Source organism: Mesorhizobium sp. WSM3873 (genome assembly GCF_001672445.1).
In the GTDB taxonomy this organism is placed as follows: domain Bacteria; phylum Pseudomonadota; class Alphaproteobacteria; order Rhizobiales; family Rhizobiaceae; genus Mesorhizobium.
Genome location: NZ_LYTM01000011.1, coordinates 110,116 through 136,152, shown reverse-complemented (window position 1 = coordinate 136,152; position 26,037 = coordinate 110,116). Strand labels below are relative to the sequence as shown.

23 protein-coding genes and 1 pseudogene are annotated in these 26,037 nt (G+C 63.9%); 13 read left to right on the top strand and 11 right to left on the bottom strand.

Features of this window, described 5'->3' with window-relative positions:
- Positions 1-108: 108 nt before the first annotated feature.
- Together rhaS and A9K71_RS09880 are read right to left on the bottom strand one after the other, a co-directional pair.
- Positions 109-1,104 carry a rhamnose ABC transporter substrate-binding protein gene (rhaS, locus tag A9K71_RS09885; RefSeq protein WP_066993953.1) on the bottom strand — a complete coding sequence of 332 codons (996 nt, stop codon included), beginning with the start codon at positions 1,102-1,104 and terminating at the stop codon, positions 109-111.
- A 56-nt stretch (positions 1,105-1,160) separates the two neighbouring features.
- Positions 1,161-1,970, bottom strand: a complete 810-nt coding sequence (locus A9K71_RS09880) for a DeoR/GlpR family DNA-binding transcription regulator (RefSeq protein ID WP_066993950.1) — start codon at positions 1,968-1,970, stop codon at positions 1,161-1,163.
- Between the two features lie 185 nt (positions 1,971-2,155).
- Here A9K71_RS09880 and A9K71_RS09875 point away from each other — a divergent pair, with 185 nt between their 5' ends.
- The 3 genes from A9K71_RS09875 (at position 2,156) to ggt (ending at position 7,675) form a co-directional block, all read left to right on the top strand.
- Positions 2,156-4,258 (top strand): bifunctional rhamnulose-1-phosphate aldolase/short-chain dehydrogenase, encoded by a 2,103-nt coding sequence (locus tag A9K71_RS09875; protein ID WP_066993944.1) that lies wholly within the window; start codon positions 2,156-2,158, stop codon positions 4,256-4,258.
- Between the two features lie 159 nt (positions 4,259-4,417).
- Positions 4,418-5,710, top strand: a complete 1,293-nt coding sequence (rhaI, locus tag A9K71_RS09870; protein WP_066993939.1) for an L-rhamnose catabolism isomerase — start codon at positions 4,418-4,420, stop codon at positions 5,708-5,710.
- A 225-nt stretch (positions 5,711-5,935) separates the two neighbouring features.
- Positions 5,936-7,675, top strand: coding sequence for a gamma-glutamyltransferase (gene ggt, locus A9K71_RS09865; RefSeq protein WP_066993936.1), 1,740 nt, complete (start codon positions 5,936-5,938; stop codon positions 7,673-7,675).
- On the opposite strand, the gene A9K71_RS09860 is transcribed toward ggt, so the two are convergent.
- From A9K71_RS09860 to A9K71_RS09850, 3 genes are all read right to left on the bottom strand, one after another.
- Positions 7,676-7,930 (bottom strand): hypothetical protein, encoded by a 255-nt coding sequence (locus A9K71_RS09860; RefSeq protein ID WP_170950361.1) that lies wholly within the window; start codon positions 7,928-7,930, stop codon positions 7,676-7,678. It abuts the gene before it with no gap.
- 212 nt (positions 7,931-8,142) lie between these two features.
- Positions 8,143-9,531, bottom strand: coding sequence for a sigma-54 dependent transcriptional regulator (locus A9K71_RS09855; protein ID WP_066993930.1), 1,389 nt, complete (start codon positions 9,529-9,531; stop codon positions 8,143-8,145).
- Positions 9,528-11,393: a sensor histidine kinase gene (locus tag A9K71_RS09850; protein ID WP_156752629.1), complete on the bottom strand. Its 1,866-nt coding sequence runs from the start codon at positions 11,391-11,393 to the stop codon at positions 9,528-9,530. Before A9K71_RS09850 ends, A9K71_RS09855 begins: the two co-directional genes overlap by 4 nt.
- A 234-nt stretch (positions 11,394-11,627) precedes the next feature.
- Here A9K71_RS09850 and A9K71_RS09845 point away from each other — a divergent pair, with 234 nt between their 5' ends.
- Positions 11,628-12,962 carry a dicarboxylate/amino acid:cation symporter gene (locus A9K71_RS09845; RefSeq protein WP_066994010.1) on the top strand — a complete coding sequence of 445 codons (1,335 nt, stop codon included), beginning with the start codon at positions 11,628-11,630 and terminating at the stop codon, positions 12,960-12,962.
- Positions 12,963-13,158: 196 nt separating this feature from the next.
- A complete protein-coding gene (locus A9K71_RS09840; protein WP_066993924.1) occupies positions 13,159-13,740 on the top strand; it encodes a histidine phosphatase family protein in 582 nt (193 codons plus the stop codon).
- 12 nt (positions 13,741-13,752) lie between these two features.
- Here A9K71_RS09840 and A9K71_RS09835 read toward each other — a convergent pair.
- Positions 13,753-14,515, bottom strand: a pseudogene (locus A9K71_RS09835) (pseudouridine synthase).
- Between the two features lie 49 nt (positions 14,516-14,564).
- On the opposite strand from A9K71_RS09835, the gene A9K71_RS30175 reads away from it, so the two are divergent.
- Positions 14,565-14,732 carry a hypothetical protein gene (locus A9K71_RS30175; RefSeq protein ID WP_156752628.1) on the top strand — a complete coding sequence of 56 codons (168 nt, stop codon included), beginning with the start codon at positions 14,565-14,567 and terminating at the stop codon, positions 14,730-14,732.
- Here the strand turns inward: A9K71_RS30175 and A9K71_RS09830 are convergent.
- Together A9K71_RS09830 and A9K71_RS09825 are read right to left on the bottom strand one after the other, a co-directional pair.
- Positions 14,716-15,210, bottom strand: coding sequence for a hypothetical protein (locus A9K71_RS09830; protein WP_066994007.1), 495 nt, complete (start codon positions 15,208-15,210; stop codon positions 14,716-14,718). The genes A9K71_RS30175 and A9K71_RS09830 overlap by 17 nt on opposite strands.
- Positions 15,211-15,318: 108 nt before the next feature.
- A complete protein-coding gene (locus tag A9K71_RS09825; RefSeq protein ID WP_066993921.1) occupies positions 15,319-15,759 on the bottom strand; it encodes a hypothetical protein in 441 nt (146 codons plus the stop codon).
- Between the two features lie 356 nt (positions 15,760-16,115).
- Between A9K71_RS09825 and A9K71_RS09820 the strand changes: the two genes are divergently transcribed.
- The 5 genes from A9K71_RS09820 to A9K71_RS09800 are packed head-to-tail and all read left to right on the top strand — an operon-like array spanning position 16,116 to position 21,760.
- Positions 16,116-17,369, top strand: coding sequence for a sarcosine oxidase subunit beta family protein (locus tag A9K71_RS09820; protein WP_066993918.1), 1,254 nt, complete (start codon positions 16,116-16,118; stop codon positions 17,367-17,369).
- 13 nt (positions 17,370-17,382) lie between these two features.
- Positions 17,383-17,652 carry a sarcosine oxidase subunit delta gene (locus tag A9K71_RS09815; protein WP_066993915.1) on the top strand — a complete coding sequence of 90 codons (270 nt, stop codon included), beginning with the start codon at positions 17,383-17,385 and terminating at the stop codon, positions 17,650-17,652.
- Positions 17,649-20,528, top strand: coding sequence for a sarcosine oxidase subunit alpha family protein (locus tag A9K71_RS09810; protein WP_066993911.1), 2,880 nt, complete (start codon positions 17,649-17,651; stop codon positions 20,526-20,528). Before A9K71_RS09815 ends, A9K71_RS09810 begins: the two co-directional genes overlap by 4 nt.
- Positions 20,521-21,045 carry a hypothetical protein gene (locus tag A9K71_RS09805; RefSeq protein WP_066993908.1) on the top strand — a complete coding sequence of 175 codons (525 nt, stop codon included), beginning with the start codon at positions 20,521-20,523 and terminating at the stop codon, positions 21,043-21,045. Before A9K71_RS09810 ends, A9K71_RS09805 begins: the two co-directional genes overlap by 8 nt.
- A gap of 52 nt (positions 21,046-21,097) precedes the next feature.
- The gene (locus tag A9K71_RS09800) at positions 21,098-21,760 is read left to right on the top strand and encodes a TetR/AcrR family transcriptional regulator (RefSeq protein WP_066993905.1); all 663 of its coding nucleotides are present in this window, start codon (positions 21,098-21,100) and stop codon (positions 21,758-21,760) included.
- Between the two features lie 50 nt (positions 21,761-21,810).
- Here A9K71_RS09800 and A9K71_RS09795 read toward each other — a convergent pair whose 3' ends face one another.
- The 3 genes from A9K71_RS09795 to A9K71_RS09785 form a co-directional block, all read right to left on the bottom strand.
- Positions 21,811-22,710: a dihydrodipicolinate synthase family protein gene (locus A9K71_RS09795; RefSeq protein ID WP_066994004.1), complete on the bottom strand. Its 900-nt coding sequence runs from the start codon at positions 22,708-22,710 to the stop codon at positions 21,811-21,813.
- A 299-nt stretch (positions 22,711-23,009) separates the two neighbouring features.
- Entirely contained in the window at positions 23,010-23,363 is a 354-nt protein-coding gene (locus A9K71_RS09790) for a Rieske (2Fe-2S) protein (protein ID WP_066994002.1), read from the bottom strand.
- A 10-nt stretch (positions 23,364-23,373) separates the two neighbouring features.
- A complete protein-coding gene (locus tag A9K71_RS09785) occupies positions 23,374-24,456 on the bottom strand; it encodes an amidohydrolase family protein (RefSeq protein WP_066993902.1) in 1,083 nt (360 codons plus the stop codon).
- A gap of 127 nt (positions 24,457-24,583) precedes the next feature.
- Between A9K71_RS09785 and A9K71_RS09780 the strand changes: the two genes are divergently transcribed.
- Both A9K71_RS09780 and A9K71_RS30170 read left to right on the top strand, forming a co-directional pair.
- Positions 24,584-25,441: a LysR family transcriptional regulator gene (locus tag A9K71_RS09780; protein ID WP_066993899.1), complete on the top strand. Its 858-nt coding sequence runs from the start codon at positions 24,584-24,586 to the stop codon at positions 25,439-25,441.
- Between the two features lie 90 nt (positions 25,442-25,531).
- Positions 25,532-25,771, top strand: a complete 240-nt coding sequence (locus A9K71_RS30170; RefSeq protein ID WP_245299575.1) for a hypothetical protein — start codon at positions 25,532-25,534, stop codon at positions 25,769-25,771.
- The last annotated feature ends 266 nt before the right edge of the window (positions 25,772-26,037 follow it).

Below are 26,037 nucleotides of genomic sequence, written 5' to 3'. Positions count from 1 at the left end.
GTCCTGGTGCATGGAGGTGTCGTCACCCCCGCCCCGTCTCGCCAGTTTTGCTTCGCGACACCGCCTCGCCGACCCTCCCCACAAGGGGGAGGGTGCAAGCTCCTCAGATCAATAGATCTTTGAGAACTTCTCGATGTTGGTCTTGTCGAACTGGAAGGGCGGAGCCATCGCAGTCGAGTTGGTGTCGTCGAGCGTCACCTTGCCGACGCGGCCGATCGACAGCGTGGCGCCGGGCTTGGCCTCTTCTTTCTTCACCGCCAGGTCATGCGCGAGATAGATCGCCGAGTAGCCGAGGTCGATCGGGTTCCACAGCGCGACCGCCTGGCTGGCGCCGTTGTCGATGAACTTCTTGAACTCCGACGGCAGCGCGAGGCCGGTGACGTTGACCTTGCCGATCAGGTTCTCGTCGGTGACGACCTGCGCGGCGGCAACGACGCCGACGGTGGTCGGCGCGATGATCGCCTTGAGGTTCGGATAGGACTTCAACAGGCCCTTGGCTTCGTCGGTGCTCTTGGCGGAGTCGTCATCGCCATAGACGGTGGCGACCAGCTTGATCTTCGGGAACTTCTCCGGCAGCACCTTCTTGGCCGCTTCGATCCAGGCATTCTGGTTGGTGGCGGTCGAGGATGCCGAGAGGATGGCGACATCGCCGCCTTCCGGCAGGTAGTCGGCGGCGAGCTTGATGATGGTCTCGCCGATCAAATTGGTGTCGGACGGGTTGAGGTGGAGCTGGCGGCCTTCCTTGGCGACGCCGGAGTCCCACGAGATCACGGTGATGCCGCGATCCATCGCCTTCTTCAGCACCGGCACCAGCGCATCGGCGTCATTGGCCGAGACGGCGATGGCATTGACCTTCTGCGCGATCAGCGAGTTGATCACCTCGATCTGCGCCTCCGCCGTCGCTTTGGTCGGACCGGTATAGATCACGTCGACGTCGCCCAGTTCCTTGGCCGCTTCCTCGGCGCCCTTGTTGGCGGCGTCGAAGAAGCCGTTGCCGAGCGACTTCACGACCAGCGCGATCTTGACGTTCTCGGCATAGGCGCCATTCACGAACATGGCGGCGGAAAAGGCCGCCGTGACCAGCAGTTTCTTCAAAAAGCTCATTCGAATATCCTCCCTTGAGCGTTGCATTCCATCGCCGCTGCGGGCGCGAGTTGTCCTCAGGCCTGCAGTGAAGATTCCTCCTTGTCGCTTGACTGTTTGCGGGCGACGATCAGCGCCACACCCGCGGTTTCCAGCATCTTGGCTTCGCGGTCGTCGATGCCGTCGTCTGTGATCACGGTCGTGATGCGCGACAGCCCGCACAGGATCAGGCTGGAGCGCATGCGGAATTTCGAGGAATCGACCAGCACCACCAGCTCGTCGGCCTGGTCGATCAGTTTCTGCTCCGCCTGGATCAGCAGCGGGTCGCCTTCCATCAAGCCGAGCGGGCCTAACCCTTGAGCGCCCATGAACATGCGCCGCGCATAGAAATTGCGCGTCACGTCATTGTCGAAGGGCGACAGGATGATGTTCTGCTCGCGATAGATCGTGCCGCCCGACAGCATCACCATGTTCTTCGAGTGCTTGAGCAGATGCTCGGCGATCGGGAACGAGTTGGTGAAGATCGGCATGCGGCGGCCGGTCAGGAAATGCACCATCTGGAAGGTCGTGGTGCCGCCATTGATGATGATTGGCTCGCCGTCCTTGCAAAGGTTCACCGCTTCCCGCGCGATCGCCCGCTTCTGCGCGGCGTTCAGCGTTTCGTTGACCGAGAAGGGCCGGCCGGCAAGGCCGATGACTTGCGGCGGTGAGATCGCCTCGGCGCCGCCGCGCACCCGGCGCAGGCGTTTTTGCACATGCAGCGCCGCGATATCGCGCCGGATCGTCGCCTCGGAGGAGTCCGTCAGGTCGACCATTTCCTGCACCGTCACCACAGGCTTTTCCTGGACGGCGGACAGAATGATCCTGTGGCGCTCTTTTTCGTGCATGGTTCCTCCCTGCCTGGCTATCAGGCACCAGAAAACGCGCAGTGTCAATCATTTCCGATCACATATTTTCATTGTGCAGTGCAATATGATCGATCGTGATCGTTTATGATTGACAAGAGGTCCTGTTGCGTAGACATTCCAACCAAATTGGACTGCGCATTTTAGCGTCCCAAGGGAGGATACCTATGCTCGACAAGCGCTCTGGCTCGCGCCTCGCCAATCTGTGGGACGACGCAAAGGCTGAAGGGATGAGCGGTCCCGAGCTTCTGGTCTATCGCTCGAACACGCTGGGTTCAGACAAGCGCGTCACCAATTATGGCGGCGGCAACACCTCGTCCAAGGTCTGGCAGAAAGACCCGCTGACCGGTGAGGACGTCGAGGTGCTGTGGGTCAAGGGCTCGGGCGGCGACAGCGCTTCGATCAAGCTCGACGGGTTCGCGACCCTCTACATGGACAAGCTGCGCGCGCTGAAGAGCCTCTATCGCGGCGTCGACCACGAGGATGAGATGGTGGGCTACCTGCCCCACTGCACCTTCAACCTCAATCCGCGCGCGGCTTCCATCGACACGCCGCTGCATGCCTTCGTGCCGAAGGCTTGCGTCGACCACATGCATCCCGATGCCATTATCGCGATAGCCGCGGCGAAGGACTCCAGAGCGATCACGAAAGAGGTGTTTGGCGAGGCCATCGGCTGGCTGCCCTGGAAGCGGCCGGGCTTCGAGCTTGGGCTGTGGCTGGAGAAATTCTGCCGCGAGAACCCCGACGCCAAGGGGGTGGTTCTCGAAAGCCACGGCCTGTTCACCTGGGGCGACACGCCGAAGGAATGTTACGAAACGACGATCTCGGTGATCAATCAGGCGATCGACTGGTTCGAGCGCAAATCCCAGGGCAAGGCGATTTTCGGCGGCGAGGTGGTGAAGGCGCTCGAGGCACCGGCACGGCGTGCCATTGCCGCGAAACTCATGCCCAGAATCCGCGGCCTGATCTCGGAAAAGAGCCATAAGCTCGGCCACTTCGACGACCAGCCAGCAGTGCTCGAATTCGTCAATTCGAAAGACCTGCGCCCGCTGGCGGCCCTGGGCACGTCCTGTCCGGACCATTTCCTGCGCACCAAGATCCGGCCATTGGTGATCGAGTTCGATCCGGCAAGGCCGGATGTCGATGCCGTCATCGCGCGCCTCGCCGACGACATTGAGGCCTATCGCGTCGGCTACCAGGCCTATTACGACAGCTGCAAACATAAGGACTCGCCCGCCATCCGCGATCCGAACGCGGTCGTCTATCTGATGCCGGGCGTCGGCATGTTCACCTTCGCCGGGGACAAGGCGACGGCGCGCATCTCCGGCGAGTTCTACGTCAACGCCATCAACGTCATGCGCGGCGCCTCGACGGTCTCGTCCTATGTCGGCTTGCCGGCACAGGAGGCCTTCGACATCGAATACTGGCAGTTGGAAGAAGCCAAGCTCCAGCGCCTGCCGAAGCCGAAGGCGCTGGCGGGACAGATCGCCCTGGTCACCGGCGGCGCCGGCGGCATCGGCCGCGCCACCGCCAACCGGCTGCTGCGCGAAGGCGCCTGCGTCGTGCTGGCCGATATCGATGAGGCCGCCCTTGCCGGCGCTCACGAAGAGCTGTCGAAAGCCTACGGCAAAGACTTCGTCCGTCCGGTGCGGATCGACGTGACCTCGGAAGATCAGGTCACGTCGGGCTTTGCCGAAACTTCGGTCGAGTTCGGCGGCATCGACATTCTGGTTTCCAATGCCGGCCTGGCCTCCTCGGCGCCGATCGAGGAAACGACGCTGGCGTTGTGGAACAAGAATATGGACATCCTGTCGACCGGCTATTTCCTCGTTTCGCGCGAGGCTTTCCGGCTGTTCCGCGCGCAGAAGATCGGCGGCAATGTCGTCTTCGTCGCCTCCAAGAACGGCCTTGCCGCTTCGCCCAACGCCGCCGCTTACTGCACGGCCAAGGCGGCCGAGATCCATCTCGCGCGCTGTCTCGCGCTTGAGGGTGCGGAGGCGCAGATCCGGGTCAACGTCGTCAATCCGGACGCCGTGCTGCGCGGCTCCAAGATCTGGACCGGCGAATGGAAGGAACAGCGCGCCGCCGCCTACAAGATGTCGACCGACGATCTCGAGGAGCATTACCGGTCGCGTTCGATGCTGAAACGCTCGGTATTTCCGGAAGATATCGCCGAAGCGATCTACTTCTTCGCTTCCGACATGTCGGCCAAGTCGACCGGCAACATCGTCAATGTCGACGCCGGCAACGCGCAGAGCTTTACGCGGTAAATTGTCAAAGCCAGCGCTGCCCCTCACCCTTACCCTCTCCCCGTAAGAACGGGGAGAGGGGGCGCCAGCGCTGGAGCGCGTCCCTTCTCCCCGTGACTATACGGGGAGAAGGTGCCGGTAGGCGGATGAGGGGCAGCGCAGACGAATTGGGAGGAAAAAATGTCCGAACAGATCATCGCAGCCGACCTCGTCGCCAACCACAACTCAGCTCGCCAACCCGCCCTCGAGCGCGACTACGCCTGGCTCGGCGAGCGCCTCGACCGGCGCGGCATCGCCATTGATGCGATCCGCGACCAAGTCGAAAAATTCGGCGTCGCGATCCCGTCCTGGGGCGTCGGCACCGGCGGCACGCGCTTTGCCCGTTTTCCCGGCCCCGGCGAGCCGCGCGACATCTTCGACAAGATCGAGGATTGCGCCGTCATAAGCCAGCTGACGCAAGCGACGCCTACCGTCTCGCTGCATATCCCGTGGGACAAGGCCGATCCGAACCGGCTGAAGCAGGCGGCGGCGCGTTTCGGGCTCGGGTTCGATGCGATGAACTCCAACACCTTTTCCGACGCGAAGGACCAGAAGCTCTCCTACAAATTCGGCTCGCTGTCGCACGCCGATGCCGGCACGCGCCGCCAGGCGGTCGAGCACAATCTCGAATGCATCGAGATCGGCAGGACGCTTGGGTCGAAGGCGCTGACGGTATGGATCGGCGACGGCTCGAACTTCCCCGGCCAGGTCAGTTTCGCCAAGGCCTTCGAGCGCTATCTCGACGCCATGCGGCAAATCTACGCCGGCCTGCCGGACGACTGGCGGCTGTTTACCGAGCACAAGATGTACGAGCCGGCCTTCTATTCGACCGTCGTGCAGGACTGGGGCACGAACTACATCATCGCCAAGGAGCTCGGCGACAAGGCCTTCTGCCTCGTCGACCTCGGCCACCACGCGCCCAACGTCAACATCGAGATGATCGTGTCGCGGCTGATTCAATTCGGCAAGCTCGGCGGCTTCCACTTCAACGATTCCAAATATGGCGACGACGATCTCGACGCCGGTTCGATCGATCCTTACCGGCTGTTTTTGGTCTTCAACGAGCTGGTCGATGCAGAGCTTTCGGGTGCCAAGGGCTTCCATCCCGCGCATATGCTCGACCAGAGCCATAACGTCACCGATCCGATCGAAAGCCTGATGCTGTCCGCGGTCGAGGTGCAGCGCGCCTATGCGCAGGCGCTGCTGGTCGACCGCAAGGCGCTGGACGGTTTTCAGGAAGCGAACGACGCGCTGATGGCGACGCAGACGCTGAAGACCGCCTACCGCACCGATGTCGAGCCGATCCTCGCCATGGCGCGGCTGAGAACCGGCGGCGCCATTGATCCGGTCGCCGCCTATCGCGAGGCCGGCTACCGGGCGAAGGTCGCGGCGGAGCGGCCGGGCGTCGCCGGCGGTGGCGGCGGGATCGTCTGACACCCTCATCCGGCCGCTTCGCGGCCGCCTTTCTCCCAAGGCAGAAGAGGTTGGCGTCGGCGCTGACGAGCTCCTTCCCCCGCGGGAAGAGGTCGGACTGCCCCGAATTGCCCTTCGCAATTCGGGGGGCAGGTGAGGGGCTCTGCCCAACGCTACTCCAATTGTTATTGGACTAACGCGCTCCAACGGTCTTTCCTGGGTGTCCCCCCGCCTTGGAGACCCACCATGCATCTCACCCGCCGGACGCTGATCGCCGTCAGCTTTGCGCTCACTGTTGCCTTCACACCATCGGCCGCCGTTTTTGCGGCTTCGCCGGCTCCCGCCAAGGGCGAGCACGGCATGGTGGTGACCGCCCAGCATCTCGCCACCGAAGTCGGCATCGACGTGCTGAAGAAGGGCGGCAACGCCGTCGATGCGGCGGTCGCCGTCGGCTATGCGCTGGCCGTCGTCTATCCGAATGCCGGCAATATCGGCGGCGGCGGTTTCATGACCATCCGCTTGAAGGACGGCCGTTCGACCTTCATCGATTTCCGCGAGCGCGCGCCCCTTGCGGCGACCAAGACGATGTATCTCGATAAGGAGGGCAAGCCGATCAAAGGTGCCAGCCTCGACGGTTATCTCGCCGTCGGCGTGCCTGGTTCGGTGGCCGGCTTCGAGATGGCGCGCGAGAGATACGGGACCTTGTCCAGACAGGATCTCATGGCCCCGGCGATCGCCTATGCCAAGGACGGCTTCGTCCTCAACCAGGGCGACGCGGCCTCCTTCGCCGGCGGCGCCGACCGGCTGGCCAAGGATCCGGCAGCGGCCGCTATTTTTCTGAAAAAAGACGGGAAGCCCTATGGCATCGGCGAGAAGCTAGTTCAGTCGGACCTTGCGGCCTCGCTCTCGGCGATCTCCGAGAAAGGCCCCGATGCCTTCTACAAGGGGCCGATTGCCGACGCGATCGTCAAGGCGAGCGGCGCCAAGGGCGGCATCCTCGCCAAAGGCGATTTCGAGCAATACGCGGTGCGCGAGCTGAAGCCGGTGACCTGTTCCTATCGCGGCTACGAGATCATCTCCTCGCCGCCGCCGAGTTCGGGCGGCGTCATCATCTGCGAAATCCTCAATGTGCTCGAAGGCTATCCGCTGTCCTATCTCGGAGCCGGCTCGGCCGAGACCGTCCACGTCATGGTCGAGGCCATGCGTCATGCCTATGTCGACCGCAATTCGGCGCTCGGCGATCCGGATTTCGTCGACAATCCGGTCTCGAAACTGCTCGACAAGGGCTATGCCAAGGACATCCGCGACAAGATCGATCCGTTCCGCGCCGGCGTCTCGAAGGACTTGATGCCCAAGGGCTTCGGCGAGTCGAAGGAAACCACCCATTATTCTATCATCGACAAGGACGGCAACGCGGTAGCCGTCACCTATACGCTCAATGGTTCCTTTGGCGCCGGCGTCGTCGCCGACGGCACCGGGATCCTGCTCAACAACGAAATGGACGATTTCACCCAGAAGCCTGGCGTGCCCAACCTCTACGGACTGGTCCAAGGCGAGGCCAACGCGATCCAGCCGAAGAAGACGCCGCTGTCCTCGATGAGCCCGACCGTCGTTGTGAAGGACGGCAAGCCGTTCATGGTCATCGGCAGCCCGGGTGGCTCGCGCATCATCACCATCACGCTGGAGGCGATCGTCAACGTCATCGACCACGGCATGAACATTCAGGAGGCGATCGACGCCCCGCGCATTCACCATCAATGGCTGCCCGACACCGTCTACGTCGAGCCTTTCGGGCTTTCTCCCGACACCGAAAGGCTGCTTGCCGGCATGGGCTATCATCTCGATCTCAGCGACCAGACCTGGGGCCAGGCGGCCGGCATCCTTGTCGGCGGCAAGAGCCTGGCGGAGATCGAGAAAGGTGGCGGCGCCCGCTACAACGGAGCCATCGACAGCCGCGCCGCTTCCGGCGAGGCGCTGGGCTACTGACTACACGACGAGGGTAATGGTCGAGGCAATCAGCAGCACCGCCGCGATGCCGACGAACAGCGCATAAATGCGCGGCCGGTCAATCAGCAGCGCGTTGCCCGAAATCCAGGCCGAAGTGGCGCCGCCCAACGCAAACAGGAAGCCGTTGCGGTGGCCGAAGGTCATCGAGGCGGCCATCAGGCCGCCGATGATCAGCGCGCCGAACACGATGATGACGGCAACGGCATATTTCTCGAAATCATTGCCGCTGCCCATCGCCGGTCCCATGGCGTTGAGATTCGGCAGATCGTCCGGATTAAAGGGGCTGGCCGAGCCGTATTCGTCTTGACCGAGGGATTCGCGCATCATTCGTTCTCCGCTGAGCGGCAACAAACCATCAACGCTTGCCAAGTGCAACCGGCAACGCCACCGCCATCATGCGTTCGCCAACCGGCTGGTGCCAACGTGCCACGGTTTCCTGGATAGCCTCAACGCCGGGGGCTTCGATCGGGTTCCACAAGCTTGATCTCTCTGGAAAAATCGCTGCGCACGATGCCGTGCCGCTGCAGCTTGTCGTAGAAGGTCTTGCGCGGAATGCCGAGCGCCTCGATCGTACGCCGGACATCGCCGCCATTGCGGCCAAGTGTCTCGCGGATGATCTCGGCCTCGTAGCGCTCCAGCCGTTCCGGCAAGGGCATCGAGACGTCCAAATCCGTCGGCTGAGCGGCGGGGCTGCTGCCGATCTCTTCCAGACCGAGCACGAAGCGCTCGGCAAAATGGGCGAGCTCGCGGACATTGCCCGGCCAGTCGTGTTCGCGCAGATGGCGCTGGACGGCGGCCGGCGCCGCGGGCACCTGGCGATGAAAGCGGGCAGCGGCGCGCTCGGCGAAGTACCCGAACAGCAGCGGCACGTCGTCCCGGCGCTCGCGCAGCGGCGGGATCGAAAGCGTCACCACATTGAGCCGATAATAGAGGTCTTCGCGGAAATTGCCGCGCTGGCCGGGATCGCCGAGATCGACCTTGGCGGCGGCAACGACGCGCAGGTCGACGGGCCGGATTTCGTTGGTGCCGAGTGGCGTCACCTCGCGCATTTCGAGCACGCGCAGCATCTGCACCTGAGTGGAGGGCGGCATGCTTTCGATCTCGTCGAGGAACAGCGTGCCGCCGCTCGAATGCTCGATGCGGCCGACGCGCTTCTTCTGCGCGCCGGTGAAGGCGCCGGCCTCATGACCGAACAACTCGCTTTCGATCACCGTCTCCGGCAACGTGCCGCAATTGAGCGCGACGAAATTGCCCTTGGCGCGGCGGCTCCAGCGATGCAGCAGGCTCGCCACCACCTCCTTGCCCGAGCCTGTCTCGCCGGTAACCAGCACATCGACATCGGTGTCGGCGATCTGTCTCAGCGTGCGGCGCAGCCGCTCCATAGCCGGTGTCTGGCCGATCAGCGGAAGGCCTTCCTGCGCTTGCTCGGCCGCTTCGCGCAAGGCGCGGTTCTCCATAACAAGACGGCGCTTTTCCGCGGCGCGCCATACACTTTGCGCCAGCCGGTCGGCGGCGAAGGGCTTGGTGATGAAGTCATAGACGCCGTCCTTGATCGCCTTGACCGCCATGGCGATATCGCCGTGTCCGGTGACGAGGATGACGGGGATATCCGGGTCAAGGTCGACCACGACGTCGAAAAGCTGCAGGCCGTCCATTTCGGGCATGCGGATGTCTGACACCAAGACGCCGGCAAAGCCGGCATCGAGGCCGGCGAGTGCCTCGCTTGCCGAGGAAAAGGCAGACACGGCAAAACCGGCAAGTTCGAGCGTCTGCTTCGTCGCCTTGAGCAGGTCGCTATCGTCATCGATCAGGATGACCGGATTGCCGTCTGTCATGTCGGGTCAGCCTTCGAGAGATGGATGGTGAAGCGGGTGCCGCTCCCGTTGCTCGTCACCTCGATACGCCCGCCATAGTCGGCGACGATGTCCTTCGAGATGACGAGCCCGAGCCCCAAGCCCTTTTCCTTCGAGGTATTGAAAGGCGTGAACAGCGATTTCAGGATCGCCGGCGGAATCCCCGGTCCGTTATCGGACACGATCAGCGCGACGCCGTCGGCGGTTTCCGCGGCGGACACTTCGACCCGAGCACCGTCACGCCCCTCGAGCGCTTCCAACGCGTTCTGGAACAGGTTGATCAGCACCTGCTCCAGCCGCAGCCGGTTGCCCATCACTTTCAGCGTCGCCGGCGGCAGCGTGATCGCCAGCGCGTCCAATCGGCCGGCAAAGCGGCTCCTGAGCAGCACCACGGCGCCTTCGATGACGCTGCGCAACTCGACCGGCTCGGCGGCGGTGCGACCCTTGCGGGCGAAAGCTTTCAGCTCCTCGGTGATGGAGCCGATGCGTTCGGTCAGCGCTGCGATGGCGCCGAGATTTTCCTCCGCCGGCGCCGTCTGCTTGCGTTCCAGGAAAACGCGCGCATTGTCGGCATAGGCGCGGATGGTCGCCACCGGCTGGTTGATCTCATGCGCGACGCCCGCGGCAACCTGGCCGAGCGTCGCCAGGCGGTTGGCCTGCACCAGCTCCTGCTGCATGACCTGCAGCTTGGCTTCGGTGCTGCGGTGGTCGGCGATCTCGGCCTGCAGCCGGTCGCGCGCGAGGCTGAGGTCCTGCGTGCGCTCGACGACGCGCCGTTCGAGTTCGGCGCGCGCCGCCTGCTCGGCAGCGATCCGCATCTGCGCGGACTGCCGGCGCCACAACAGATAAGCGGCCAAAGCGAGCAGCGGGACAAGGACGCCGAGGGCCAACAAACGCATTTCGCGCTGCGCCGCCGCGATCGGCGCTTCCGCCGGCACGAGATAGTCGAGGCGCCATGGCGTCGACGGCACGGCGGTGGATAGCCGCAGATACTCCGCGTCGCTGCCGCCGGGCGTGATGGCGTGCACCAACGCGACGTCGGGGCTGAGCGGTTGCGGCCTCGTGATGGGCAACGGCACCAGCGGAGCCTCGCCGAACTGCTGGCTGGCGCGGATGTCGGCCGCGACTGGAGCGGCCAGCGGCGCCGTCGTCATGAAGCGCCAGGAGGGCACGCTGGTGATCAGCACCACCCCATGCTCGTCGCTGACATAGGCCGGGCGGTTCGCCTCGTGCCAGTCGGCTTCGAGCTGGTCGAACTCCATCTTGACCACGACGACGCCGAACGGGGCCGCCGCATTCCCGACACGGCGCGAAATGTAGAGGCCCGGGCGCTTGCTGACATTGCCGAGCGCGAAATACTCGGCCGTGCCGGATTGCATGGCGCCGGAGAAATAAGCGCGAAAACCGTAGTCATTGCCGACAAAGCTTACCGGCTCGCGCCAGTTGCTGGAAGCGATGGCCAGCCCGTCCGGGCCGGTGACGTAAAGCACCGAGGCCTTGGTGCCCGAAACCAGCCCTTCGAGCTTGCGGTTGAGCACGTCGATCGAGGCGGGGCTGCGCTCAGCGAGCGCGTCATGCACCTGCTGGTCTTCGGACAGAAGCAGCGGCAGCGCGCGCGGATTTTCCAGCACCGCGCGCAGCAGTGCCACCTTGAGATTGGCGTCGGTCCGCCCTTGCGCCGACAGCGCCTCGATCTCGGTCGAGCGCCCGTAGAGGCCGGCGCCATAAAGGGCTGCAAAAACGATGAGAAGCGCCACCGCCGCGAACAGCAGCCAGGCGCGCCGCGCCCGCCCGGCGAGCAGTTCGGGCGTCCAAGCGAGGGCAGCGGCGGGGCGTTGCAGCATCGCCCATTTGTGCATGATTTCGCACAAAGCACAATTCGAGCTATGCGGATCGCCGCACTGCGCTGTCGAATGGCAAAGCGCGTTGCGTCAGAAAACCAAACAAAATCAATGCTCGACGCCTCAAGGCGCAATCTGGCACGGCCGTTGCAAATGCATCCGCAGCAGCCGCGAGGCTGTGAAGGTCAACTGCCCCGGGAGGTCGAGCTTCTCGATCGGGGCCGAACGGAGGACATCATGCAGACGGCAATCGCTGCCGCGGAACCGCGCGGCAAAGTTCCCTTTTATCGGCATCTTTACGTGCAGGTCCTGGCGGCGATCGCCGCCGGCATCCTGCTCGGCCATTTCTATCCTGACATCGGCGCCTCGTTGAAGCCGCTCGGCGATGCCTTCATCAAGCTGGTCAAGATGGTGATCGCGCCAGTGATCTTCCTCACCGTCGCGACCGGCATCGCCGGCGTCTCCGACCTGCAGAAGGTCGGCCGGGTCGCCGGCAAGGCGATGATCTATTTCCTCGTCTTCTCGACACTGGCGCTCATCGTTGGCCTGATCGTGTCAAATGTCGTCCAGCCCGGCGCCGGCATGCACATCAATCCGGCGACGCTCGACGCCTCGAAGGTCTCGACCTTCACCGAGAAGGCCCATGATGCGACGATCGTCGGCTTCCTGCTGAACATCATCCCCGACACCATAACCGGCGCCTTCGCCCAGGGCGACATCCTGCAGGTGTTGTTCTTCTCGGTGCTGTTCGGCGTCGCTCTCGCTTTGGTCGGCGAGCGCGCTCGTCCGGTGGTCGACTTCCTGCAGGCGCTGACGGCGCCGATCTTCCGCCTCGTCGCCATCCTGATGAAGGCTGCGCCCATCGGCGCCTTCGGCGCCATGGCCTTCACCGTCGGCAAATACGGCATCGGCGCGATCGCCAATCTCGCCTTCCTGATCGGCACCTTTTACCTGACGTCGCTGCTCTTCGTGCTGATCGTGCTGGGCGCGGTGGCATGGTACAACGGCTTCTCCATCCTCGCGCTGATCCGCTACATCAAGGAAGAGCTGCTCCTGGTGCTCGGCACTTCCTCGTCGGAGGCAGCACTTCCCGGCCTGATGGCCAAGATGGAGCGCGCCGGCTGCAATCGCTCGGTGGTCGGTCTCGTCATCCCGACCGGCTATTCTTTCAACCTCGACGGCACCAACATCTACATGACGCTGGCAGCGCTGTTCATCGCCCAGGCGACCGATACGCCGCTCACCTTCGGCGACCAGATCCTGCTGCTGCTCGTTGCCATGCTGAGCTCCAAGGGTGCCGCCGGCATCACCGGCGCCGGCTTCATCACCTTGGCGGCCACGCTTTCGGTCGTGCCTTCGGTGCCGGTTGCCGGCATGGCGCTGATCCTCGGCGTGGACCGCTTCATGTCGGAGTGCCGCGCGCTCACCAACTTCGTCGGCAATGCCGTCGCGACCATCGTCGTGGCGCGCTGGGAAGGCGAGCTCGACCAGAAGCAGTTCGCCGCCGCCATGGCCGGCCAGATGCCGGAGGAGGCAGACCTCGCGCTCTCAGGCGGCCTGCAGCCGGCCTGAGGGACCGAAGCAATTCCGGGAAAATTGCCTCGGTGACTTCACCGTAGCCTTCGAGCCGGAGTTGCGCAGACAAAGAGCGTCCACCCAAGCCGAAACAGGCCGTGGCTCCGCCGCGGCCTGTTCTTTTTGTCGGACGCCGCATAGGGTGGCGCGGGCCGGCATTCTTGCCGGTGCATCCAAGCGTGAGGGCCGGCGGATGAGCAGCGCGTTTCCCGAGATCTACCTTGTCCGCCATGGCGAGACGGAATGGAGCGCATCGGGAAAGCATACCGGCCGCACCGACATTCCGTTGACCGCGAAAGGCGAACAGGCCGCAGGCGGCGTCGCCGACCGCCTCAAGGAGCACACCTTCCAGGCGGTCTGGTCGAGCCCGTCGCAGCGCGCCTTCGACACCTGCCGGCTGGCCGGCTTCGGCGAGCGCGCGCTCAAGAAGGCCGACCTGCAGGAATGGGATTATGGCGCCTATGAAGGCGTGACAACGAAGGAAATCCTTGCCGGACGTCCGGGCTGGCAGTTGTTTCGCGACGGCTGCCCGGGCGGCGAGACGGCAGCCGATGTAGGCGCCAGGGCCAATGCGATCGTGGCCGAAATCCGGACGGTGGCCGGCAATGTGCTCATCTTCTCGAGCTCGCATTTCCTGCGCGTGCTTGCGGCGTGCTGGATCGGCCTGCCGCCGGAAGGCGGCGAACATTTCGTCCTCGATACCGCGAGCCTCAGCATCCTCGGCTACGAGCACGACCTGACCGAGCCGGTCATCCGCCGCTGGAACCAAAAGTAGTTCCGGCCCCTGTTAAGCGGCAAGTATCGCCAGCTCCTCGGCCGTCAAATGCCGCGCCTTGCCCTTCGCGAGATCACCCACCTGCAGCCGCCCGATCGCCACCCGTACCAGCCTGAGCACACCGATGTCGAAGGCGCCGAGCATGCGGCGGATCTGGCGGTTGCGGCCTTCGTCGAGGACTATCTCCAGCCAGGCCGTGCGCCCGCCGCTGCGCAAGAGCGCGATCGAGCTCGCCGTCAGCAATTCCCCGTCGACGACAGCGCCTTGGCGGAACCGCTCGAGCATCTTCTCGTCGGGCACGGAAGCAATCTGCACATGATAGGTCTTGGCGACATGCGAGGCAGGATCGAGCAAACGGTTCGCCCAGCGCGTGTCGTTGGTCATCAACAGCAGACCTTCGCTCGCCTTGTCGAGACCCGACCGGCGACACGAAGGGCAGGTCGAGATCGGCAAGGCAGTCATAGACGGTGCCGCGTCCTTCGGGGTCGTCGCGCGTGGTGACCAGCCCGCGCGGCTTGTTGAGCATAAGATACACTTTTCGTTCCGCGCCGACCTGTCCGCCATCGACTGTGATGCGGTCGCGATCCGGATCGACGCGCAGCGACGGGTCGCGCGCCACCTTGCCGGCAACGCGCACGCGTCCTTCGGCGATCATCAGCTCGGCCTGCTTGCGCGAGCAGAATCCTAGCTTCGAGAGCGCTCGGTTGAGGCTGACTTTTCCAGCGACCGGTCGTCGCGGGAATTCGGGAAGCTGTCGTAGGGGCTTGCGTGTCATCGGCCGACAGATGCCATGCCGGGCGACGCCGGCGCAACCTGACCGGTGAATGTCGACTAGAGAAGCCGGCGTCGCGCTGGCGGCCCTCCTCGACGCACTGATCCTGGTGCTCACCGCCACCGGCGATCCGCGCGCCATGCTTCTCATCAACTGGCTGAAGGGCTCCTGTGGTGTCGATCCAGTCGCCGACCGCAATCAAATCACGGTTCCGGCGTAGCGCTCAACCGCCGGTAAGGGAGGCCGTCGAAGGTTGCCGTCACAAAGCTCTTCACCGACATCTTGCGCTTATGGCCGTCGCTGCAGGCATAGACCGGCCAGCCGGCCTCGCTGCATTCGCTGGCCGCGCAGAGGCGGGCAAGGCAGTTGCCGACAGTCAGCCGGAAGCCGCCTTTGCCGGCGAAGCCCTGTAGCAGGTTGCCATCGGCCGAGCGCCATGTCCGCTGGCGAAATTCCGGCCGCAGGGCCAAAGGTTCGAGAGGGGCGGCGAGATTGGCGGTGCCGGTACGCGCCATGAGCTGAAGACGGTACCGGGCCATCCCGGTCGTATAGGCGGTTACGAGGTCGGACTCACCCGAATACGCGGACGCCAGATCGGAGCGGTCGAAGAGAGCAGCCGCTCGCTCGCCTGCTTCTGTTGGCCTCGCAAGGGCAACAAGGGCAACAAGGGCGACAAGGGCCAAACAAGCTCGCACCATTTTGATTTCCAGCAGCCATGCATCTCCGGCCTGCCAGCGCCCCCGGCTGCCTTCCACACCATCCCGCCAATTGCTGCGCGGTGCAAGCCGCTGCGCGAATAACCCGTGTCACCCATTGGGCGCCGGCGGCAGTTCGAACAGGGTGGCGCCATTCTCCTGTCCCCGCTCGACATAGCCGATGAGCCGAAACCATTTTGCGACGTCCGGTCCATCGAGCCAGCTGCGCGAGTGCACGGGCAGGTTGCCGGCGAGCGCCTGGATGTGGCGGATGTGACGCCTGCAGAAGCGAACGGTTGCCGCTCTGAAGAAGTCCTCCTGCGCGGCAAACAGCGTGTCGGCCGCGTCGCCATGCTCATGCCAGGCGATAAAGGCGACGGCCTGCGCGCCCTCGACCAGCGCATGGGCCCGGCCTTCCTTCAGGTTCATCATCAGATTGTCGTAGGCGGCCTTGCTGTCCTTGCCGGCCGCCAGGTACTCGTCCGACATTCGCTTGGACAGGCCGCGGAAAACATCCTCGAGATCTCCGACCGTCGCTGCGCGTGCTCTCATTTCTCCTCCTGACAGCCCGGCGGGAGTTTGCCCCATGGGAGGAGGATCACCAAGCAAATGAAATCCGCCATGCGCCTGACACGCGCAAATGCATTTCACTTTGCTTAGATGGCCGATACGGCGCTCGTACGACGCGCGATCTCGATTGCCCAATGGACACAGGTGTCCATTCAAGCTAAGTTCGCGCCGCGCGAAGCTCGGCGACTCTTGTCGAACCGCGGCAGAACGGGATGGGTTATGGACTTTCGAGGACGGGGCGAGTTGATTGCGCCGGTTTTGGTACGGCGCCGCCGATCTGGCGTCTCAGCGGTTCTTGGCACCCTTGCATATCGCTCACGTGATGCGGGCCTGAGCGCATGACAAGGCACTATTCAGCGCTTTCGCTATTCAAGGAAGGCGTCGCCGGCCAGACAGGCTGGGAGAAGGCCTGGCGCTCGCCGGAGCCCAAACCGCATTACGACGCCATCGTCATCGGCGGTGGCGGCCACGGCCTCGCTACGGCCTACTATCTCGCAAAGAACCACGGCGTCACCAATGTGGCGTTGCTCGAGAAAGGCTGGATCGGCGGCGGCAACACCGGCCGCAACACAACCGTCGTCCGCTCAAATTACTTCTATCCTGAAAGCGCGGCGATCTACGGACTGGCGCATAGTCTCTACAAGAGGCTATCGAAGGATCTGAACTACAATGTGATGTTTTCCGCGCGCGGCATTCTCACCCTCGCGCATAGCGAAGCGGGAATGGAAACCGCTGCCCGGTCCGTCAACGCCATCCAGGTCAACGGCATCGATTGCGAATTGTTCTCGGTCGAGGACGTGCGCCGGGTGGTGCCGATCTACAATTTCGGCCCGGATGCCCGCTACCCCGTCTATGGCGGCACCTGGCAGCCGAGCGGCGGCACTGCCCGTCATGACGCTGTCGCCTGGGGCTATGCGCGCGCCGCCAGCCGTCTCGGCGTCGACATCATTCAGAACTGCGAGATCAGCGACTTTATCATCGAGGACGGGCGCTGCCGCGGGGTCGTCACATCGCGCGGCGCAATCCGGGCAGAGCGTACGGGGATGGCGGTGGCCGGCCACTCCTCGGTGCTGGCGGCGAAGGCGGGATTCCGGCTGCCGGTCAATTCCTATGCGCTGCAGGCCTGCGTGTCCGAGCCGGTCAAGCCCATCATCGACACGGTGGTGATCTCGCCGGATACGGGCGTCTATGTCAGCCAATCGGACAAGGGCGAACTGGTGATCGGCGGCGCGCTCGACCGCATCCCGTCCTATGGCCAGCGCGGCAACTTGCCGGTGCTGGAAGGCGTGATCGCAGGCATGCTCGAAATGTTCCCGATATTCGGCCAGCTGAAGATGATGCGGCAATGGGCAGGCATCGTCGACGTCGTCCCCGATTCCTCGCCCATCATCGGCGAATCGCCGTTGCCCGGGCTTTTCCTCAATTGTGGCTGGGGCACGGGCGGCTTCAAGGCGATTCCCGCCGGCGGCACGCTGCTTGCCCATTTGCTTGCAACCGGCAGGCACCACGACATCAGCCGGCCTTTCGATCTCGACCGCTTCGCCCGCGGCCGGCTAATCGACGAGGCTGCCGGCTCCGGCATTGCCCATTGAAGGTATAGCAAAGATGCAGCTCTTTCCCTGTCCGTTCTGCGGGCCGCGCGAAGAAAGCGAATTTCACTATGGCGGAGAGGCCGGCAATTTGCGGCCCGACGGCGACGACGTGACGGCCGAGCGCTGGGCCGGCTATCTCCACATGCGCAACAACCCGAAGGGTCCGACTCGCGAGATCTGGATGCACCTGACCTGCGGCGAGTTCTTTGCGATGAGCCGCGACAGCGTCAATCACAAGGTGTCGGGTTCCTCCGTGCTCGGCGACGCGGAGCATGGCGCATGAGCGCTTCGCGTCTTGCCAATGGCGGCAGCGACATCGATCGCGCCCGGCCGCTCTCCTTCACCTTCGACGGCAGCCGCATCGAAGGCTTTGCCGGCGATACGATCGCTTCCGCCTTGCTCGCAAGCGGCCAGGCGATCGTCGGCCGCAGCTTCAAATATCATAGGCCGCGCGGCATCTGGGGCGCCGGCGTGGAGGAACCCAATGCGCTGGTCGATGTCGAGGGTCCCGCCGGCCACGTGCCGAATGCGCGGGCGACGACGGTGCCGGCAATCGACGGCCTCGTCGTCAGAACCGTCAATGCTTCGCCGACGGCGGCTGCCGACCGCAACGCGGTGCTGGACCGCCTTGCCCGTTTCCTGCCCGCCGCATTCTACTACAAGACCTTCATGTGGCCGGACTGGCACCTGTTCGAGCCGCGCATCCGCGCCATGGCCGGGCTCGGCGTCGTCGACCGCAATTGGAAGCCGCGTCACGTCTCGGACCAGATCAACCACCATTGCGACGTCCTGGTGGTCGGCGCCGGACCGGCCGGCCTCGCCGCGGCAACCGGCGCGGCGGCAGCCGGGCACTCGGTCGTGCTGGTCGACGAGCGGACGCATCCCGGCGGGTCGCTGCGCCACCGTGCAGGCGCAGTCGGCGGTGTCAAGGGTACGGAATGGGTCGATGCGACGGTGGCCCGGCTGAAGAGCAGCGGGCATCTCGTGCTCAGCGATACGACCGCCTTCGGCCTCTATGATCACAATCTGGTCGCTCTCAACCAGATTCACCGCGACGGCCGACCCGATACGCTGTGGCGCGTGCGCCCGCGCCGCATCGTGCTGGCGACGGGCGCGATCGAGCGGCCGGTCCCGTTCGCCAACAACGACCTTCCGGGCATACTCTCCGCTGACGCGGCGTTGAGCTACCTGCGCAGGCATGGCGTCCTTGTGGGCCGGCAGATCGTGGTCGCAACCAACAATGACAGCGCCTACGAGCCGGCCTCGGCGCTGGCTGCGGCCGGCGCTTCGGTGACGGTGGTTGATTGCCGGCGTGAGGGTGGCGTACAGGCGAAGAGCGGTATTCGGGTCCTCGCCGGACGCGCCATTGCAGCGGCGCGCGGCCGCAACGCCGTTCAGAGTGTTCTGCTCGACGACGGTACCGCCCTTGCGGCCGATTGCCTGCTCGTCTCGGGCGGCTGGACACCCACCGTGCATCTGTTCTCGCAGGCAAAAGGCAAGCTCGCCTGGAGCGATCAACTGTCGGCTTTCATTCCCGCAGAAGCGATCGAGGGGATCGGCGTAGCCGGCGCCGTCGCCGGCACGGTCTCGCTTTCCGAAACTTTGGCCAGCGGCCTAGCGGCCCTCGGCGGGTTCGGCTCAGCGTCGCCGGCACCTCGCAGCACGGGTGAGGAAGCAAAGCTTGGCGTCGTCAGCCTATGGCCGAAGCCCAAAGCCAAGGGCCGCGTCTGGATCGACTACCAGAGCGACGTCACCGCCAAGGACGTCGAACTGGCGGCGCGGGAGAATTTCGTCTCCGTCGAGCACCTGAAGCGCTATACGACGCTTGGCATGGCGACCGACCAGGGCAAGACGTCGAACCTGAACGGTCTGGCGCTGCTGGCCGCGGTTACCGGCCGCGCCATCTCGGATGTCGGCACCACCACCTACCGGCCGCCTTTCACGCCTGTGCCGTTCGCCAGCCTGGCGGGAGCGCATCGCGGCAGCATGCACGCCCCGGTCCGTCGCCTGCCGCTGGAGGCCAACCATCGCGCAGCAGGCGGAGTGTTCCAGGAATATGGCGGCTGGCTGAGGCCGGCCTATTACGGAAGCGGCGAAGCCGGAGCCAAGATCCAGGAGGATGCGCGGCGCGCCCGGCAGTCCGTTGCGCTCTTCGACGGCTCGACGCTCGGCAAGATCGAGGTGATCGGTCCACGCGCGGCCGAATTCGTCGACTTCATCTATTACAACACCATGTCGACCCTGAAACCGGGCCATTGCCGCTACGGTTTCATGCTGTCGGAAAATGGCGTCGTCTTCGATGACGGCGTGCTGGTTCGTCTCGACGAGCACCGCTTCATCGTCTCCTGCTCGTCGTCGCATGTCGCCGCTGTCCACGCGCGTCTCGAAGAGTGGCGGCAGGATCGTTTCGGCCGCGATGCGGTCTATATCCACAACGCCACCGCGCAATACGCCACCTTGACCGTCTCGGGTCCGAAAGCGCGCGGGCTGATAGAGGCGCTCGATCTTGGTATCGCGCTGGACGATGCTAGCCTGCCGCACATGGCGGTTACCGCCCGCCGCTTTGCCGGCGACGAGGTGCGCATTGCCCGGGTCTCCTTCACCGGCGACCGGAGCTACGAGATCTCCATCCGCGCCGACCGGGCCGAGGCGCTCTGGGCAAGAATGCAGCAGGAGGGCCGCGCGTTCGACGCCGTGCTGCTCGGGCTTGAATCCCTGATGATCCTGCGCGCCGAGAAGGGCTTCATCGTGATCGGCAAGGACACCGACGGCAACGTCATGCCGCACGACCTCGGCGTCGCGGGACCGCGGACCAAGCGTACAGGTGAGTTCGTCGGCCGGCGCTCGCTTTTCACCGAAGCGGCGAGCCGAACCGATCGCAATCAGCTTGTTGGCCTGGCTGTCGGCGAAGGCGAGGCGCCGCTGGCGACCGGCGCGCATGGTGTGGAGAAAAGCGGCGACCGGCTCCGGAGCATCGGCTTCGTCACCTCCAGCTATCAAAGCCCGACCCTCGGGCGTCCGGTCGCCCTGGCGCTCATCGAACGGGGTGCCGCGCGGCATGGCCAAACGATCGACGTTCAACATCTCGGCGTCCTGCGCCGGGCCACCATCGTCGCGCCCTGCGCCTTCGATCCGGAAGGGAGCCGCCTGCATGCGTAACCTTGCCGAAAAATGGCCCCCAGCGCCTGACTGGACCACCGCGGTCCTGAACACGGACGGGATTAGCGTGCGCACATTGGACGGGCTGAACCAGCTTCTGGTCAGCGGCGACCTGACGGCTTGGGCGCAGGCTTCGGGTCTCGCGGGGGAAGGGGTCGAAGCCGGCACGGTTGCCAACGGCGACAAATACATGGTGCGCATCGCGCGCGATCGCATTCTCGCCGTGAGCGGACGGCCATTACCCGTCGCGGCCGGCTGGCACGCGGCCGGTTTCGCGGTCACGGTCATGGATGCCGGGCTGCATGTATTCGAGATGAAAGGGCCGGGATTGGCCGGTCTGGTCGCCACGGGCACGGCGCTCGATCCGAGGCAGGCAAGTCCCTCGGCTTCGATCCTTTTTGCCGGCGCCGGCGTTCTCTTCTACCGGTTCGGCAACCCCGATCGGGCGCGTGTGCACGTCGACCGGGGCCTTGCCCCGTATCTCTGGGAGTGGCTCGAACAGGTGCAAGTATTGTAGCGGGGGCGGTTTCAGGTCTATCTAGCCGGCATTCAAACCTGGCCGGCCCGACATGCCTTCCGATTCCAGTGCAGATGCAGTCGTGCGACGGTCCGGTCTGATCGGCAACACCAAGGTGACGCGCGAGGACTGGATGAAGCTCGCGCTGGAGACGCTGATCTCAGAGGGCGTGGAGGCGGTGCGCGTCCTCGCGCTCGGGCAGAAGCTGAACGTCTCCCGTTCCAGTTTCTACTGGTATTTCAAGAGCCGTCAGGACCTGCTCGATCAGCTTCTCGACTATTGGCGCAACAACAACACCCGTTTCATCCTCGAGCAGGCCGGCCGGCCCGCCGCGTCGATAATTGAGGCCGTGCTCAATGTCTTCGAGTGCTGGCTGGATGAGAGGCTGTTCAATCCGCGCTTGGATTTCGCGGTGCGTGCCTGGTCGCGCCAGTCCGCCAAGGTCCATCGTATCGTGAACGAGGAAGACGATGCGCGGGTCGATGCCATCCGGGCGATGTTTTTGCGGCACGGTTACGCAGACACGGAAGCCTTCGTGCGGGCGCGCGTGCTGTACTTCACGCAGATCGGCTATTACTCGCTCGAGATCGTCGAGCCGGTGAGCAACCGTCTGTCTCTGACGCCGGCCTACCTGCTCACGCACACCGGCAAGCAACCTCGCCAGGGCGAGGTGGAGGCCTTCGCCGAAAAGGTGCGGGTGCGAACCGGCAGTTGACCATGGCCGACTGCTCGGCGGTCCGCAGCGCCGTCACCTGCAAACGTTTTTCAAACACGTTTCAGCGCTGCGAGATCGGAAATCGTCTTCCTGATGACCGCTTCCACCTTCGACCGTTCCTCGCCGCCGATCGGCAGGCGCGGCTTTCGAACGTGTTCCGGAGCGCCGTACACCAGATGCTCGGCGAATTTGATGTACTGCACCAGCTTGACGTCCGTATCGAGATGAAATGCCGGCGTCATCAGCCGGTAGAGCGGAAGCGCTGCCGCGAAATCCCCGCCGCGGGCGGCGTTGAACAGCGATACGCACTCGGCCGGCCATGCATTGGTCATGCCCGACACCCAGCCGACAACACCGAGCGTCAGGCTTTCAAGGATAAGATCGTCGACACCGCAAAAGATGTCGAAACGGTCGCCGAAGGCGTTGAACAGGTGGGTTACCCTGCGGATATCGCCGGTCTCTTCCTTGATGGCGACGATGCCGGGAACATCGACCAGCGCCTTCAGCGTCTCGACGTCGACGTCGACCTTGTAGGCGAGCGGATTGTTGTAGATCATCACCGGCAGATCGCTGGCCTCGGCCACGGTCTTGTACCATGCCACGGTCTCATGGCGGTCGGTGCGATAGGCGAGGCTGGGGAAGGTCATCAGCCCCTCGGCTCCGAGCTTCTGGTAGTTGCGAGCCGCCGCATGCGCGTCGTCGGTGGACAATTCCGCAAGACCGGAGAGCAGCGGCACCCGTCCCGCCACGACTTCCCTGGCTGCTGAAACCACGGCATCGCGCTCGGCCTGTGTCAGCGTGGCATTCTCGCCAAGCATGGGCAGGACGATCACGCCCGACACGCCGTTCTGAACAAGCCGCTCGATGCTGGCTTGCGTGGCTTTCAGGTCGACTGCGCCGGAAGCCTGCATCTTGGTCGTCACTGCTGGAAACACGCCGCTCCAGGTCATGGAATGCTCCTTGGTTGGGGTGTGGCCGGCGGAGGCGTCATAGAAGGGACGCATGCCGTATCGCCGGTCGGCACCAGCTTCCCATTTCTAACGCCACATGTTGACCTGCCAAGCCGCAAATGCGTCTTCGCCATAGCCCAGCGGTTTGTCGCGAAAAAACCGCCGCCGACCGTCAGCGGCCTATTGCAGCGGATGCCGATGCGATCGGCGCCAGCAGCAGCATGCCAAGAGCCGTGCGCATAAGACGGCAGCTTCGGGTAACGGCGCCTAACCGGTCGCCAAGGCGCGCGCCGCTCTGATCAGGCCGTCACGTAAATGCTCCCGGCCTCGACCGTGACTGGGAACGTCCGCGCGCGAACGGACGGGTTGACCAGGGCCGCACCCGTCTGGATGTCGAACTCCCACCCATGCCAGGCGCAGCGAACGATTTCGTTCTCACGGTGGTAGATGAATTCGGGTCCCTCGACGGGAGCGGTCGTTCCGCATTGCGGCCCTTCGCAAAGCGGAGCGCCTCGGTGAGGGCAAACATTCAGCAGCGCATGGAAACTATCGCCGATCCGGAACACGCCGATCGACAGGCTGCGCACCTTGGCGATGAATGGCGTCCCGACCTGGATCTCGTCGGCGCGACAAATATACGTCTTCTCAGCCATTTGGTCCTCGTCACGCTGCCGCGGCGGCTTGCGGGCGGGGGATCCGCTTGTAGACATCGAGCGCATTCTGGCCGAGCACCTTGCCGCGCCATTCCGGCGGGATGTGCAGCGTGTTGACGTCATCGTAATCCCAATGCGGGTAGTCGGACGCAAACAGCAGCGTGTTCTCCCCGTCCATCGCCTCCAGGATCGCCCAGAGGTGTTTGACGTTCGACGGTTGCTCCAACGGCTGCGTGGAGAAGCGTATGTTGCGTCGACAATATTCCGACGGCAGCATCTTCAGCCATGGCGTCTCCTTGCGCAGGGCTTTGTAGTCGGCGTCAAGTCGCCAGAGCACCGACGGCACCCAGGCGATGCCGCACTCGATGACGACAAAGTAAAGATCCGGCCATTTCTCGAACACACCATGCGCGATCATGCTCGCGACATGCGACATGGCCGACATGTGCAGGATCGCATGGGTCTCCCAGAAGAAAGTGGTGGGCGCCGGCGCGACGGCATTCCAGTTGATGCCGCCATGCCCGCCAAGATGTATGGCGAACGGCAAGCCGACCTCGGCACAGGCCTCGAAGATCGGGTGATAGAACGGATCGCCATACGGCCGCACCGAGCCTTGGGAGGCCAGAACTTGCGCCATCCGGGGATGCGCGCCGAGCCGCCGGATCTCCGCCGCCGCAAGGCGTGGGTCCTGCGGCGCGATGACGATGGAGCCCATCAAGCGGCTGTCTTTCGGCAGCCATTCATTGATCTGATAGTCGTTATAGGCGCTTACCAGCGCGCTGGCATAATAGGGATTTGCCAGCGTCGAAGCCTCGATCGGCTCGTCGCCAGTCAGGATTGCCACTCCGATATTGTATTTATCGAGGTGCTTCTCCTTCATGATCAGGTAATTGTCCGCCTCGACCTTCGGCCGCACATCCTTGCGGGAGAAATCCTGCGGATGAAACCATGGGCGATGGCCGTGTGGAAAGGCGCCGACGGGGCCGGTCTTCTCGCCTTCTATGAACATGTCTTTCCAGACGCCGGTCAGGTAGGGCTCCAGCACCGTCGCGCTGGACCAGTAATTGTGGCAATCGCAATCGACTATGAACACTTGTCCCTCTAAATGATGCGGGCGCGCTGGAGGCCCTGGGTTGCTTTCATCGAACTTCTGCCTTGTCAGTGTTTGGATCAAGCGTATGATCGGGCGGATACGATCGTAAAAATCGATTGGCTGGCCCATGCAGCTGGAACAGGTCGAAACCTTTCTGGACATCATCGAATCGCGGAACTTCAACCGGTCGGCGGAGCGCCTCGGACTGACGCAATCGACGGTCAGCACCCGTATCAAGAACCTGGAAACCGCCGTTGGATCCGAGCTCTTCCACCGCGGACGCGCCGGTGCCGAGCCAACGGCGGCAGGGCGGCGGTTTGAGACCTACGCGCGGTCGATGCTGTCGACCTGGTCCCAGGCGCGTCACGATGTGCGCGCCTTCAACAGGTTCGAGGGGAGCCTGCGGGTCGCTGCCCAGGTCGGGATGACCCGCTCGATCCTGCCTGGTTGGCTGGAAATGCTGTTGCAAGTCTTGCCCCGGTCCTCGATCCACGTCGAATCCGATTATTCGCCGCAGATGATATCGGATCTAAGCCTGGGAAACCTTGATATTGCCGTTGTTTACGCTCCGCGCTACCTGCCCGAGATCACATATGACCAGCTCATGGTCGAAGAATATGTGATGGTCTCGACCACGGCGCGAAGGCTTTGCGATGTAAGCCCCGAAAGTTACATCCGGCCGGGTTACACGGTGGCGCTCGAGAAGGCTCATGCCGAGGCGCTGCCAAACCTGACTGCGTGCCGGCTTTCGATGGGCTCCGAGACGCTTGCGGACAATATGCTGCGGCGGGCCGGCGGCACATGCTACATGCGCGCCGACGATGCGCGACGCTTCGCCGCCGAGCGCCCCTCCCACATCGTGGAAGAAGCTCCAACTCTGCATCAGCCCGTCTACACGGCGGTCCTCGCCCGACGCCGACATGAGCCGATCATTAAGAAAGGCGTCCGCGCGCTTCACCTTGCCGTCATGTCGCTGGAGAGTTGATCGATAAAGTCGATCGTAGACGCCTGAAGCGCCTCCTACATCGAACGAAAGCCCGCTGGCAAGCTCGGCTCGTTAAACGCGAGCCAGCTGATGAACGCCTTCAGTTGTTTTTTCTCATCCTGCCGATCCAACCGCTTCAGGGAGCGTCTGACGCAGATCTATCGCCGCATCATTCAGGAGACACGAGGTAAAGACGTTCGTCTTCTCGCCAAAGGGCGGGCAGTCGAGCCAGTTCAAAGCTGGCCAGTTCATCATGCAGAATCTGCTGATCGACGGCGCTCCGGTCGCACGCAACTACTCGATCTCTTCATCGCCCACGCGGCCGGATGACATGAGGATGACGGTCAAGCGCGTCCCCGGCTGAGCGGGGATCTGGAAATGCTCGATCTCGGCGGGCTCAGCGCAGAGGAGAAGGCCATGCGATGCGTACTCGCCTGCTGCACCGTCCCCTATGGCCGGTCTGCGTGAACCTCTAATCAAGGCGGCGCATCCAACAGGAGGATGGCCGACGTCTCTGCAGCGATCGTGCTGATCGGCACGGCGGCACACGACCTAACCGATCTTCATCGCCTTGCAGATTTCTTCGACCAGCATTG

Bases quoted from the DNA above. Each gene is read 5' to 3' on its own strand.
- rhaS (WP_066993953.1), bottom strand. From the start codon at position 1,104: ATGAGCTTTTTGAAGAAACTGCTGGTCACGGCGGCCTTTTCCGCCGCC.
- A9K71_RS09875 (WP_066993944.1), top strand. From the start codon at position 2,156: ATGCTCGACAAGCGCTCTGGCTCGCGCCTCGCCAATCTGTGGGACGAC.
- A9K71_RS09845 (WP_066994010.1), top strand. From the start codon at position 11,628: ATGCAGACGGCAATCGCTGCCGCGGAACCGCGCGGCAAAGTTCCCTTT.
- A9K71_RS30170 (WP_245299575.1), top strand. From the start codon at position 25,532: ATGAACGCCTTCAGTTGTTTTTTCTCATCCTGCCGATCCAACCGCTTC.
- A9K71_RS30175 (WP_156752628.1), top strand. From the start codon at position 14,565: ATGTCGACTAGAGAAGCCGGCGTCGCGCTGGCGGCCCTCCTCGACGCA.
- A9K71_RS09815 (WP_066993915.1), top strand. From the start codon at position 17,383: ATGCAGCTCTTTCCCTGTCCGTTCTGCGGGCCGCGCGAAGAAAGCGAA.
- ggt (WP_066993936.1), top strand. From the start codon at position 5,936: ATGCATCTCACCCGCCGGACGCTGATCGCCGTCAGCTTTGCGCTCACT.
- A9K71_RS09780 (WP_066993899.1), top strand. From the start codon at position 24,584: ATGCAGCTGGAACAGGTCGAAACCTTTCTGGACATCATCGAATCGCGG.
- A9K71_RS09795 (WP_066994004.1), bottom strand. From the start codon at position 22,710: ATGACCTGGAGCGGCGTGTTTCCAGCAGTGACGACCAAGATGCAGGCT.
- A9K71_RS09825 (WP_066993921.1), bottom strand. From the start codon at position 15,759: ATGAGAGCACGCGCAGCGACGGTCGGAGATCTCGAGGATGTTTTCCGC.
- A9K71_RS09840 (WP_066993924.1), top strand. From the start codon at position 13,159: ATGAGCAGCGCGTTTCCCGAGATCTACCTTGTCCGCCATGGCGAGACG.
- A9K71_RS09810 (WP_066993911.1), top strand. From the start codon at position 17,649: ATGAGCGCTTCGCGTCTTGCCAATGGCGGCAGCGACATCGATCGCGCC.
- A9K71_RS09800 (WP_066993905.1), top strand. From the start codon at position 21,098: ATGCCTTCCGATTCCAGTGCAGATGCAGTCGTGCGACGGTCCGGTCTG.
- A9K71_RS09790 (WP_066994002.1), bottom strand. From the start codon at position 23,363: ATGGCTGAGAAGACGTATATTTGTCGCGCCGACGAGATCCAGGTCGGG.
- A9K71_RS09855 (WP_066993930.1), bottom strand. From the start codon at position 9,531: ATGACAGACGGCAATCCGGTCATCCTGATCGATGACGATAGCGACCTG.
- rhaI (WP_066993939.1), top strand. From the start codon at position 4,418: ATGTCCGAACAGATCATCGCAGCCGACCTCGTCGCCAACCACAACTCA.
- A9K71_RS09880 (WP_066993950.1), bottom strand. From the start codon at position 1,970: ATGCACGAAAAAGAGCGCCACAGGATCATTCTGTCCGCCGTCCAGGAA.
- A9K71_RS09805 (WP_066993908.1), top strand. From the start codon at position 20,521: ATGCGTAACCTTGCCGAAAAATGGCCCCCAGCGCCTGACTGGACCACC.
- A9K71_RS09850 (WP_156752629.1), bottom strand. From the start codon at position 11,393: ATGCTGCAACGCCCCGCCGCTGCCCTCGCTTGGACGCCCGAACTGCTC.
- A9K71_RS09860 (WP_170950361.1), bottom strand. From the start codon at position 7,930: ATGGGCAGCGGCAATGATTTCGAGAAATATGCCGTTGCCGTCATCATC.
- A9K71_RS09820 (WP_066993918.1), top strand. From the start codon at position 16,116: ATGACAAGGCACTATTCAGCGCTTTCGCTATTCAAGGAAGGCGTCGCC.
- A9K71_RS09830 (WP_066994007.1), bottom strand. From the start codon at position 15,210: ATGGTGCGAGCTTGTTTGGCCCTTGTCGCCCTTGTTGCCCTTGTTGCC.